Source organism: Shewanella nanhaiensis (genome assembly GCF_019457885.1).
GTDB lineage: Bacteria > Pseudomonadota > Gammaproteobacteria > Enterobacterales > Shewanellaceae > Shewanella > Shewanella nanhaiensis.
Genome location: NZ_JAHZST010000001.1, coordinates 484,736 through 496,861 on the forward strand (window position 1 = coordinate 484,736; position 12,126 = coordinate 496,861).

The 12,126-nt window shown below is 47.0% G+C and carries 9 protein-coding genes; 6 read left to right on the forward strand and 3 right to left on the reverse strand.

Translation table 11 applies throughout. The features are described from left to right. Window positions 1-24: 24 nt before the first annotated feature. The gene (locus K0625_RS01930; protein ID WP_220108110.1) at window positions 25-582 is read right to left on the reverse strand and encodes a type II secretion system protein; all 558 of its coding nucleotides are present in this window, start codon (window positions 580-582) and stop codon (window positions 25-27) included. A 194-nt stretch (window positions 583-776) separates the two neighbouring features. On the opposite strand from K0625_RS01930, the gene K0625_RS01935 reads away from it, so the two are divergent. Further along, complete coding sequence (locus tag K0625_RS01935; protein WP_220108111.1) at window positions 777-3,050, forward strand: peptidase U32 family protein; 2,274 nt, start codon at window positions 777-779, stop codon at window positions 3,048-3,050. A 103-nt stretch (window positions 3,051-3,153) separates the two neighbouring features. Further along, complete coding sequence (locus tag K0625_RS01940) at window positions 3,154-3,816, forward strand: glutathione S-transferase (protein ID WP_220108112.1); 663 nt, start codon at window positions 3,154-3,156, stop codon at window positions 3,814-3,816. Window positions 3,817-3,871: 55 nt separating this feature from the next. On the opposite strand, the gene gnd is transcribed toward K0625_RS01940, so the two are convergent. Both gnd and K0625_RS01950 read right to left on the reverse strand, forming a co-directional pair. Beyond that, complete coding sequence (gene gnd / locus K0625_RS01945; RefSeq protein ID WP_220108113.1) at window positions 3,872-5,425, reverse strand: NADP-dependent phosphogluconate dehydrogenase; 1,554 nt, start codon at window positions 5,423-5,425, stop codon at window positions 3,872-3,874. A 285-nt stretch (window positions 5,426-5,710) separates the two neighbouring features. Further along, window positions 5,711-7,633 carry a propionyl-CoA synthetase gene (locus K0625_RS01950; RefSeq protein WP_220108114.1) on the reverse strand — a complete coding sequence of 641 codons (1,923 nt, stop codon included), beginning with the start codon at window positions 7,631-7,633 and terminating at the stop codon, window positions 5,711-5,713. Between the two features lie 245 nt (window positions 7,634-7,878). Between K0625_RS01950 and K0625_RS01955 the strand changes: the two genes are divergently transcribed. From K0625_RS01955 to K0625_RS01970, 4 genes are all read left to right on the forward strand, one after another. Next, window positions 7,879-8,277, forward strand: coding sequence for a MerR family transcriptional regulator (locus tag K0625_RS01955; RefSeq protein WP_012325828.1), 399 nt, complete (start codon window positions 7,879-7,881; stop codon window positions 8,275-8,277). Between the two features lie 77 nt (window positions 8,278-8,354). Beyond that, window positions 8,355-9,524, forward strand: coding sequence for an isovaleryl-CoA dehydrogenase (locus K0625_RS01960; RefSeq protein WP_220108115.1), 1,170 nt, complete (start codon window positions 8,355-8,357; stop codon window positions 9,522-9,524). Between the two features lie 95 nt (window positions 9,525-9,619). Next, window positions 9,620-11,227, forward strand: coding sequence for a carboxyl transferase domain-containing protein (locus K0625_RS01965; protein ID WP_220108116.1), 1,608 nt, complete (start codon window positions 9,620-9,622; stop codon window positions 11,225-11,227). A gap of 59 nt (window positions 11,228-11,286) precedes the next feature. After that, a complete protein-coding gene (locus K0625_RS01970) occupies window positions 11,287-12,126 on the forward strand; it encodes an enoyl-CoA hydratase-related protein (RefSeq protein WP_181950462.1) in 840 nt (279 codons plus the stop codon).

A 12,126-nucleotide genomic window follows, 5' to 3' on the forward strand; every position in this document is an offset into this window, starting at 1 on the left:
CATGAGGTCAAGTGCCACTAGAGGTTACTGAACTGTACCATCGGCATTATAGAAAGCAGGCTTAACCACCACCTCACCTGTTGTGAAGGTATAGTCCATCACTTGAGTCGTCTCACCGCGCTGAATAAAATAGAGATCGCGATAGATGCACCTGTCTGTACCATAGGTGTAAGCAATATCCACATCTGCGGTCATCAACTCATCATCGGTAACATGGGCAATGGTAAAATCTGTGTTAGTAATACCATGCCACAACTCTTCACAAGCTTCGAATGTTTTGCCATTTGTGCCATCATTTATCCCCGATGTTGAGTAAGGGTAACCTGCTGGGCTAGATGCAACATTGCCCTCACCAAAGCTTGCCAACTTGTCTATTGCGCCAGTATTTCCCTCGGCTAACCAACCACTGTGATATAGCTTTACCGCGTTTTCAAATGCTGCAAACTGTCCATCCATTGCCGCTCTTCTAGCATCCCCCTGTAGGTCGATAAACTTTGGCAGCGCCACAACTGCCAAGAGCCCTAAGATGATAATCACGACCACTAACTCAATTAAGGTAAACCCACTGATACGACGTTTCATCTCTTTCCTCGATTAAGGTTCAATACAAATACAATCGGTATAGAGCGCCTAAGCGCAAAAATTCGACGCGCAAGTGTACTCTTAGACTTTGGGCTTTTATTTGACCTATGCCTAATAAATGGCAATGAATCATAGATGCAGGTAAGATCCCCCCTCAAAAAATGTTACCGAACGAAAGAGTGAGTTAGTCTGAGATGAGTAGAAAAATTGAGTTGTTAGCGCCCGGCGGCGATGTTGAAGCAATTAAGGCCGCCATTGTTGCCGGTGCAAACGCAGTCTATTGTGGGTTAGATACCTTTAATGCCCGTAACCGCGCTGCAAACCTCTCATTTGATGATCTCTGCGGCATCCTCAGACTTGCCCATCAGTTTGACTGTGAAGTGTTTCTTACGATTAATGTGGTGATATTAGAGCAGGAGCTGCCGGCACTCTTTAAGCTGCTCAATCAGTTAGTTAATACCAGCTTAGATGGCATAATCGTTCAAGACTTAGGCCTATTTAACCTCGTCAAAAAACATTTCCCGACACTGGATATCCACGCATCGACTCAACTAACCACCCATAATGAAGGTCAAATCCTATTTCTAAATAAGATAGGTGCCTCTCGAGTTAATCTATCACGTGAACTCAATTTACCCGAGATAGCATCATTAACAGCACTTGCCCACCAGCACGATATGCTCACCGAAGTATTTGTCCATGGCTCGCTCTGTATCGCTTTCTCCGGCCAGTGTTACTCCAGTTCAGTCAGTGTTGGAAATTCAGGTAACCGTGGCCGCTGCAGTCAGGCTTGTCGCGATGAGTACGAAGAGACAGCTGCAGGCAATAAATACCCGCTGAATTTAAAAGACAACTCAGCCTATTTCGACCTGCCAGAGTTAGTTGAAGCTCAAGTTGATTCTCTTAAGATTGAGGGACGCATTAAAGGCGCTCATTATGTCTATACCGTTGTTGATAGCTGGCGTAAACAGATAAATCAGTTTGTCGAAACAGGTAAGCTTCTCGATGATGACTCAAACCTTTATAAGGTATTCAATCGCGACTTTACCAACTCCTTCCTCAAAGGAAACCTGACCAAAGGGATGTTTATAGACAACCCTCGCGATAACAGTGTTAACCACGCCATCGAGCAGAAAAATGCGATATCAGTGGTACAGATCCAAGAGGTTAGACGGGGGCTAAGAGCCGACAAGAATGAGTTAGGCGCCTCCCTTGAGCAGAAGATACAACATCTCAATATCGACAAGATCTCATTAACCCTGAACTTTTCTGGGACAGAAGGCACGCCGTTAACCATCAAGGCCGGTGTGACAGCGAAATCAAATCAGCTGACAGAGGACACAGAGTTTAATGAATTTACCCTAAACTCTGACACTAAGCTGCGAAAGTCAGACAAGCCACTTTATGCCGATGTGCTAGAGAAGCGCTTTAGAAGCTTTAACGATTCAAACTATATTATCCAAGCCTATGATTTTGATCAGCTAGCAGAGAATTTAAGTATTCCCTTTAAGGAGCTAACCGCCCTTAAAAATAGATTGGCATTTTTACTCAATGACTCAGTTGAAGTCATTGCCCCTGTCGAGCCACCTAAACTTATTCAAGCAGAGAAAATAGAAGCTTCACCTAAGCTGTCTCTGCTTATCTGTGATGAAAAAGATGCTCACCTGTGTGATGTTACTAAGGCTGATATCTACTTTAAACTGCCTGAGAGCTTTAAAAAGGGCTGTAATAAATATATCGAACTGCTACAACGCAACCCAAGATTCATCCCATGGTTTCCAGCTGTACTTATCGGCAAGGATTACATCGAAGCGGTGCGGATCCTTGAGCAGGTCAAGCCTAAACGTATCGTCAGCAACAACACAGGTGTCGCCTACAAAGCCTTTGAGATGGGCATTGACTGGATAGCAGGGCCTTTTCTCAATACCACTAACTCCTATGCTCTACTAACGATGCAGGAGGAGTTAAACTGTTCCGGTGCGTTTATCTCCAACGAGATAAACCGGATGCAGATCCGCAATATCAAACGTCCAGCCGGATTTAAACTGCTCTACAGCATCTATCACCCCATATTGATGATGACCAGCAGACAGTGCTTCTTCCAGCAAACCGTTGGTTGTAATAAGCCAAGCATTGAGGATGGCTGTATGCTTAAATGTGAAAAAGCCACCACGATTACGAACGTCAAAGGGATCTCCTTTGCCGTTGATAAACAAAAAGGCGGTTACCCAAGCATCTATAATGATGAGCAGTTCCTCAACCTTGATGCCATTAAGGATTTCTCAGATCTCTTTGATGAGTTCTTTATCGATCTGACCGATATCGGTTCTGGCTCTAAAGCTAAGCTAGACAAGATCCAGTTAATTGAGCATTTCGAGAACCTACTTAAGGGTGATGAAGATGCGGTTTCACAGCTAAATACTATGGTGACACTCTCAACCAACGCCCAATACCAACAAGGATTGTGATCAGCAAAAGTGGTAATCGATAAGTAGAATAGAGATAAAGCTAACATACTCGATCTTATAAGGCTTTATCTCTACTAAAAACAAATAACCTACGAGAGCATCTATGCCGCTTCCCATACTCTACTCACTTCAACACTGCCCCTACGCCATACGCGCAAGAATGGGGCTGTTACTGGCAAATCAGCCGGTATTGCTGCGGGCCATAGTGATGAAAAACAAACCTCAGGCCATGCTAGAGATCTCACCTAAGGGAACGGTTCCTGTGCTGATTGTTGAAGATAGCAATACTACTGAAGTGATTGATGAGAGCCTAGATATTATGCTCTGGGCACTTAACAAAGATGACCCTTATAATCTGCTCCACCCTCAAACACCCCAGGCTCTGCCTCAAATGCTCGATCTCATTGACTACAATGACAAAGTATTTAAGCCATTGTTAGAGCAGTACAAAAGTGCCAAGCGGTATCACAAAGACTCAGAAGCATATGATAGAGCTCAATGCGAAGTATTTATCAAGCAACTGGAGCTAAAGCTAAACCAGCATCAATTCATCATGGGCGATACGCTCAGCTTGGCAGACTACGCGCTACTTCCTTTTGTGCGTCAGTTTGCCCGAGCCGATCGCCACAAGTACCTAGCCGCTCCCTACCCTAAGCTGCAACACTGGTTAAAGACCCATCTGGACAGCCCACTTTTCTCAAAAGCCATGACCAAATACTCCCTCTGGCTTGATAGTGGTGAAGAGCACCTATTTGGTGAAAAATAGGTATAAAAAAAAGCCGAACATTAATGCTCGGCGTTTATATACCAATCTACACACATCAAACTTTATCTAGCTCTCGTTTTACACTGCTCCAGTTTAGGTGATACTTCTCACCTGCTGGCTTATCGGTACGTTCAAAGGTGTGAGCACCAAAATAATCACGCTGACCTTGTAGCAAGTTTGCCGGCAGAGTCTCACAGCGGTAGCTGTCATAGTAGGCCAAAGCGGAGCTGATACAGGGAGCAGGAATTCCTTTGAGTACCGCAGTAGATACTGCTTTGCGCCAATCAAGCTGCTTTGTTGATAATGCTTGGCTGAAGGTCTCTGCCATCAACAAGTTTTCAAGCTCAACGCCTGAGCGCTCAGCAGACTGATAAGCTTGCGTGATCGATTGCAGGAAAGTGGCGCGGATAATACAACCTGCGCGCCAAATCTTAGCAATTTCGGCGAACTCGAGTGTCCAGTTGCGCTCTTTAGCGTTCATCGCCATCAACTGGAAACCTTGAGCATAGCTGGCAACTTTGGCGCAATAGAGTGCACTTTCTAGTTGCTCAATAAATGCTTCACGCTCCTCATCACTTGGCTTAACCGCTTGCGGCCCGCTGAGTAGTTGACTCAGTTGGACTCGTTGAGATTTTTGAGTGCTCACGGCGCGGGCATAAACCGCTTCAGCAATGGTTGGGGCAGGGCAGCCTATCTGTAAACTGCTCACCGCAGTCCAAAGTCCAGTGCCTTTTTGACCAGCTTTATCCAAAATCATCTCAACTAATGGCTTGCCTGAAAGCGGATCGGCTTGCTTGAGTACCTCGGCGCTTATCTCCATTAAGTAGCTGTTTAGACTACCTTGATTCCAGCGCTCAAATAAGTTTGCTATCTCATCGGCGGACATACCAAAACCATCGCTCAAGAGTTGGTAAGCTTCGCAGATAAGTTGCATATCGGCATATTCGATACCGTTATGAACCATTTTAACGTAATGACCAGCACCTGCTGGGCCAATATAGGTGGTACAAGGCTCACCTTCAGTGACAGGGTTACCTGGCTCTTGACGCTCAATCGGCAGCCCAGTTTTGGCATCAACTTTGGCCGCTATCGCTTCCCAGATAGGTTTGATTCTATCCCACGCCTTTTTATTGCCGCTTGGCATCAAAGATGGCCCGAAACGCGCGCCCATCTCACCGCCTGACACTGCAGAGCTGAAAAAGGTGAAGTTATCTGCATAACGACCTTCGCGATCTAAGGTATCTGTCCATAGGCTGTTGCCAGTGTCGATAACGATATCGTCAAGCTCAATGCCAGCTTCGATTAAGCTGCTGCATACGCCATCCACAGGCGCTCCAGCAGGAACAGAAAGCACAATCACTCGAGGTTTCTCGAGGCTAGATAACATTTCAGAAAGATTATTACAGCCATGCACCCGCAGTGACTGCTCGGTTTGTTTGCTATTTGCTCGGTCGGCTTTCTCCTGTGCGAGCACGCCCTCAACCTTTACGCTATCTAAATCAAAAGCAGCGACACTGTATCGATTATCGGCAATATTTAAAGCGAGGTTTTTGCCCATGACGCCTAGGCCGATGACGCCAACATCATATAATTTGGTGTGGTTTTCCATTGATATCTTTTCCGCAGGTAACAGAAGATGACATACCCTGTCTATTATTGGCGAGTTAACCAAGCTAACTCTTAGCGAGTTAGGTTATATTAGCCTTCTCTTTATCATAGAGAGCCCTACATTGGAGCATAGACGAGAGGTATTATTTGTGCGGGATTATACATACTTTGGTAAGTTAATTACTAGGATTTGCCAGATTAGTTTACAAAATAGCACTTGTTAACCTGTAAAGTTAACAATAAGAGATCTCCGGGGCTGACTGTTATGCCCCGGATAATCCAGCTGTTATTTGACTAGCAGGGCATCGGCATAACCCATACGGGTTAACGCGTTACGAACCAGCTCTAAGGTTTGAGGATCTTCTATCGTCGCAGGGACTTTATACTCTTGGTTATCGGCAATTTTGCGCATGGTCCCCCGCAGAATCTTACCGGAGCGGGTTTTAGGTAGTTTTTGCACCGCACTCACTAACCTAAATGAGGCAACCGGCCCAATATGCTCACGCACTAAACTTATCAACTCCTTATAAAGGGCTTCATCGCTTAACGTGACCCCTTTTTTCAGCACCACTAAACCTAGAGGAACCTGACCTTTGAGTTTATCCTCCACACCAATCACGGCTACTTCTGCCACCGCATCATGCTGACACAATACCTCCTCAAAACGCCCAGTTGATAGGCGGTGCCCGGCCACATTGATGATGTCATCAATCCGGCTCATGATATAGAGATAACCGTCGTCATCCATATAGCCAGCATCACCGGAGAGATAATAACCTGGGTACATCGAAAGATAACTCTCTAGGTACCTCTGCTCATTTCGCCATAGGGTCGTCAAAGTTCCTGGCGGCAATGGCAGCTTAATCACCACGTTGCCCGAGGTGTTAGCCGCTACCCTATCGCCCATCTCATCGACCACTTCCACCTGATAACCAGGTACAGGCAAAGCTGGAGATCCCGCTTTTACCTCTACAGGGGCTGTTCCCATCAAGTTTGCCGCTACGGGCCAGCCCGTTTCTGTTTGCCACCAGTGATCGATAACGGGCTTGTTAAGTCGCTCCTCCGCCCAATGCAGAGTGTCAGGATCGCAGCGCTCTCCAGCTAGGAAAAGAGTTTTAAGGCAAGTGAGATCGACATCCTTCAAAAAGTCGCCATCGGGGTCATCACGCTTTATCGCTCGTATCGCCGTGGGCGCAGTAAAAAAGCTCTTCACTTGATACTTTGCAATAGTGCGCCAGAAAATCCCCGGATCTGGCGTGCCAACCGGCTTGCCCTCAAACATCAAGGTCGTTGCCCCCACAAGTAAAGGCCCATACACAATATAGGAGTGACCAACAACCCAGCCAACATCGGACGCCGCCCAAAAAGCATCACCTGCATTAATGCCATAAATATGCTGCATCGACCAAGCCAGCGCGACACCGTGGCCACCATTATCACGCACCACCCCTTTTGGTTGACCAGTTGTTCCTGAGGTATAAAGGATATAGAGAGGATCGGTTGCGGCAACACTCAAGCAGCCTATATCTGGCGCATCAGCCACTGCGCTCTGCCAGTCCACATCACGGTTTGGGGTCAACTCAGCCTGAAGCTGACTGCGATTAAGAATGATGCACTGCTCCACTTTGTGACTCGACAGAGCAATAGCATCATCTAGCAGCGGCTTATAGGCTACAACACCTGATGGCTCGATACCGCAAGAGGCAGATAAGATAAGCTTAGGTTTGGCATCATCGATTCGACTGGCCAGTTCATTGCCAGCGAAACCGCCAAACACCACAGAATGAATAGCGCCAATACGCGCACAGGCCAGCATGGCATAGGCGGTTTCAGGCACCATAGGCATATAGATGATCACTCTATCGCCCTTTTTCACCCCGATAGAGTCCATGTAACCCGCAAGTCTACTCACCTGAGCCTGAAGTTCATTGTAGGTAATGCCATACTCAGTCTCAGTGACAGGGCTAACATATTGAATCGCCACTTGCTCCCCACGTCCCGCCTCAACATGCCTGTCCACTGCGTTGTAGCAAGTGTTGAGCTCACCACCTGCAAACCAAGTATAAAGCGGCATATTGCTCTCATCGAGCACTCTATCCCAAGGCTTATCCCAAGTTAGTGCCTGTGCAGCATCGGCCCAAAACTGCTCAGGCTGTGACACCGAAGCTTGGTGCATCTGTTGATGCAGTTGATAATTCCCGCTTTTCATTACCCTCTCCCCAGAACATAATCTTGTCAGCTACTCACATTATGCTCACAGAGTGTGCATTCCCATTAGACCTTGGGATTAGAGCTAGATAGAACTTAAGCAAAGAGCATTAACTGGAAAACTTACTTGCCAAAAACCTCATAGAGAACGGAATAAAATCGGTTCTCAACCAAGCCCTCAGCTTTACCTTTACGTAAACTTCATATATCGTTCATGGAAAGTTAAATTTTATGGTGTTTTTTTTAATGAGTGATAAACAGATCACACAAACAACTTACTCAATTAGCGACCTCTCCAAAGAGTTTGATATTACCACTCGGAGTATTCGTTTCTATGAAGATCAGGGCCTGCTAAAGCCTAAGCGTCGTGGTCAAACTCGCATCTATAACTTAAAAGACAGAGTACGTCTCAAGCTTATCCTGCGTGGCAAACGCCTTGGGTTCTCGCTCGCAGAAACCCGTCGCTTATTTGAGCTTTACGATGCCGATAAAAACAGTGTTTCACAGCTGCATACTATGCTTGAACTGGTTGAGGAGAAGAAAACTTCTCTGCAACAGCAGATGGATGACATCAAGGTGGTTCTCATGGAGCTCAACTCCGCAGAGCAGCAGTGTCGAGCAGCGCTGGAGAACAGTAGCGAGTAAATAAACGATTAAGCAAAACATCCATAAAAAATAATTATAAAAATCGATCTCTGAATCAATTTGATAGGACACAAGCAATGACTCAACTCTACTCATCTCTCAACTTTGGCCTGGGCGAAGATGTCGATATGCTCCGCGATGCAGTACAAAGCTTCGCCGCCAATGAAATTGCCCCGATAGCTGAAAAAACCGACCGAGATAACGCTTTCCCCAACGAGCTATGGCCAGTACTTGGCGATATGGGTCTACTAGGTGTTACCGTTTCTGAAGAGTATGGCGGAGCCGATATGGGCTACCTAGCCCACGTCGTTGCCATGGAAGAGATCTCCCGTGCATCGGCCTCTATCGGGCTCAGTTACGGTGCTCACTCAAACTTGTGTGTTAACCAAATAAACCGCAACGGTAATGCCGAGCAAAAAGCAAAATATCTACCAAAGCTTGTTAGTGGAGAGCATATTGGCGCACTGGCCATGAGTGAACCTAACGCAGGTTCAGATGTGGTCTCCATGAAGCTCCATGCCCGTAAAGAGGGTGACCGCTATATCCTTAATGGTAATAAGATGTGGATCACCAACGGTCCAGATGCCAACACCTATGTTATCTACGCCAAAACCGATCTGGATAAGGGTGCCCACGGCATTACCGCTTTTATCGTTGACCGTGATTCAAAAGGTTTCAGCACGGCGCAGAAGCTCGACAAACTGGGCATGCGTGGATCCAATACTTGTGAACTCGTATTTGAAGATTGTGAAGTCCCTGAAGAGAATATTCTTGGTGGACTCAATAACGGCGTTAAAGTGTTAATGAGTGGCCTAGATTACGAGCGCGTCGTTCTCTCAGGTGGCCCACTAGGGATCATGACCGCTTGTATGGATATCGTCGTTCCTTACATCCATGAGCGTGAGCAGTTTGGTAAGTCCATCGGCCAGTTCCAACTGGTTCAGGGCAAACTTGCCGATATGTACACAGGCATGAATGCCGCTAAATCCTATATCTACAACGTGGCAAAATCTTGCGATCGCGGCGAAACCACACGTAAAGATGCTGCAGGAGCCATCCTATATTCAGCTGAGCTAGCAACTAAAATGGCACTGGATGCGATTCAGCTTCTAGGCGGCAACGGTTACGTCAACGAATATGCAACAGGCCGACTCCTACGTGATGCCAAGCTCTATGAAATTGGCGCAGGCACCTCAGAGATCCGCCGTATGTTGATAGGTCGTGAGCTGTTTAACGAATCTAAATAATCCTAAATTAGGCAGTTAGTTCACTACTCTCTAAGTTCAACTGCCTAATCTAAGAACATGAATATCTATTTAGTAGCATCAAAAGGATTGAAACCGTGACTCAACTCAGTAGTCGTATTAACCCGCGCAGTGATGAATTCAAGACCAAACATGATGACATGGCTAACTTAGTCCATGATCTACAACAAAAACTCAATGTCATTGAACAGGGTGGCGGTGATGTTGCCCGCGAGCGTCATCTATCACGAGGAAAGCTACTTCCGAGACAACGTGTAGAAAAGTTACTCGATCCCGGCTCCCCATTCCTCGAGCTGTCACAGTTTGCAGCCTATGAACTCTACGAAGATGTTGTCCCAGCAGCGGGGATTATTGCTGGAGTTGGTCGTGTCAGCGGCGTCGAATGTATGATCATCGCCAATGATGCCACCGTCAAAGGCGGTACTTACTATCCAGTCACAGTAAAAAAACATCTTCGAGCTCAGGATATTGCCAGTCGTTGTCACCTTCCCTGTATCTACCTTGTTGACTCAGGCGGCGCTAACCTGCCACGCCAAGATGAAGTGTTTCCAGACAGAGATCATTTCGGGCGCATCTTCTATAACCAAGCACAGATGTCAGCCAAAGGGATCCCGCAGATTGCGGTAGTGATGGGTCTTTGTACCGCAGGCGGCGCTTATGTGCCAGCCATGGCTGATGAGTCGATTATCGTTAAAGAGCAAGGCACTATCTTCCTCGCAGGTCCACCGCTGGTAAAAGCGGCCACCGGAGAGGAGGTCACCGCAGAGGAGCTTGGCGGCGCAGAAGTACACACTAAGATATCTGGCGTGGCCGATCATATGGCCCAAAGCGATGAGCATGCACTAGAGCTGGCACGCAAAGCGGTTACGCGTCTGAACAATCAAAAAACCATAGAGTCTGAGCTTAGCCCTGTTAAACCGCCAAAATTCGATATTAACGAGCTTTACGGCATCGTAGGGACAGATCTTAAAAAACCATACGATGTTAAAGAGGTGATAGCGCGTGTGGTTGATGACTCAGATTTTGATGAGTTTAAAGCAGGCTACGGCCCAACCTTAGTCTGTGGCTTTGCCCGCATTCATGGCTACCCTGTGGGTATTGTTGCCAATAACGGTATTCTCTTCTCTGAGTCCGCTCAGAAAGGGGCGCACTTTATCGAGCTCTGTTGTCAGCGAAAAATCCCCCTCCTCTTCTTGCAAAACATCACCGGCTTTATGGTGGGGAAGAAATATGAGCATGAAGGGATCGCAAAACATGGAGCCAAGATGGTCACTGCTGTTTCCTGTGCGAACGTGCCTAAATTTACCGTGATTATCGGTGGCAGTTATGGCGCAGGTAACTATGGAATGTGCGGTCGAGCATTCGAGCCAACCATGATGTGGATGTGGCCAAATGCCCGTATCTCAGTGATGGGTGGCGAACAAGCCGCAGGGGTATTAGCCACCGTTCGCCGTGATGGTCTTGCCCGTAAAGGGGTCGAATGGTCCGATACTGATGAGCAAAAGTTCCGCGCACCGATAGTCGAGCAGTATGATAAAGAGGGTCACCCTTATCATGCCAGTGCCCGCCTCTGGGATGATGGCATTATTGACCCAGCTCAAACCCGAGATGTGGTTGGCTTAGCCTTATCGGCGGCCCTTAACGCACCGATAGAGGACACAAAGTTTGGTGTGTTCCGTATGTAATTTAACCTCTAGGTAAGCGTTAAGTTAGGAACTGGGCAAGATAATCGGGCTAATAGACAATGGATAACCAAGCCATGACAAGTGAATTTTCAAACAGGTTAAATTTCGTAAACTGCACCCTGGAAAATGGGGTGGGAGAACTGATCCTCGACCGAGCAGACAAACATAATGCTTTTGATGAGGTGATGATCAACGAGATGATCCAATCTCTTGAGCATTTTGCTAACAACAGCAACTGCCAAGTGCTAATCCTTAAAGCAAACGGCAAGAACTTTAGTGCAGGCGCCGATCTCAACTGGATGCGTAATCAGGCAAAGATGGATTTTGAGCAGAACTTGGCCGATGCAAACGAACTGGCAAAACTGATGTCGATGCTAGATAAGTTTCCTAAACCAACTATCGCATTGGTTCAAGGCGCAGCCTTTGGCGGCGCTTTAGGGCTTATCTGCTGCTGCGATATTGCCATCGCCAATGCCCGTGCTAGCTTCTGCTTAAGCGAAGTCAAATTGGGATTAATTCCCGCTGTCATTAGCCCCTACGTCACTCGCGCTATGGGACAACGAGCCGCTCGTCGCTATATGCTCACCGCGGAGCGCTTTAACGTGCAAACCGCGCAGTCTCTCAATGTGGTTCATGAGATAGATGATGACCTTGATGCACACGCCAAACCTATTATCGACGCACTGCTTGCCAATAGCCCTCAAGGCATGGCTTGGGTAAAAACCTTACTCTCAACCCTTGAAAACGGCGTGATAGATCAAAACACATTAGATTATACCAGCGAGCGCATTGCTCGTATTCGCGTGTCAGATGAAGGCCAAGAGGGACTCAATGCCTTCTTCGAAAAACGTAGCCCTAACTGGAAACTAGACTCTGACACGGCCCAAGGAGCTCAATAA

Coding starts and splice junctions, on each gene's coding strand:
- gnd (WP_220108113.1), bottom strand. CDS start 5,425: ATGGAAAACCACACCAAATTATATGATGTTGGCGTCATCGGCCTAGGC.
- K0625_RS01955 (WP_012325828.1), top strand. CDS start 7,879: ATGAGTGATAAACAGATCACACAAACAACTTACTCAATTAGCGACCTC.
- K0625_RS01940 (WP_220108112.1), top strand. CDS start 3,154: ATGCCGCTTCCCATACTCTACTCACTTCAACACTGCCCCTACGCCATA.
- K0625_RS01960 (WP_220108115.1), top strand. CDS start 8,355: ATGACTCAACTCTACTCATCTCTCAACTTTGGCCTGGGCGAAGATGTC.
- K0625_RS01970 (WP_181950462.1), top strand. CDS start 11,287: ATGGATAACCAAGCCATGACAAGTGAATTTTCAAACAGGTTAAATTTC.
- K0625_RS01930 (WP_220108110.1), bottom strand. CDS start 582: ATGAAACGTCGTATCAGTGGGTTTACCTTAATTGAGTTAGTGGTCGTG.
- K0625_RS01950 (WP_220108114.1), bottom strand. CDS start 7,633: ATGAAAAGCGGGAATTATCAACTGCATCAACAGATGCACCAAGCTTCG.
- K0625_RS01935 (WP_220108111.1), top strand. CDS start 777: ATGAGTAGAAAAATTGAGTTGTTAGCGCCCGGCGGCGATGTTGAAGCA.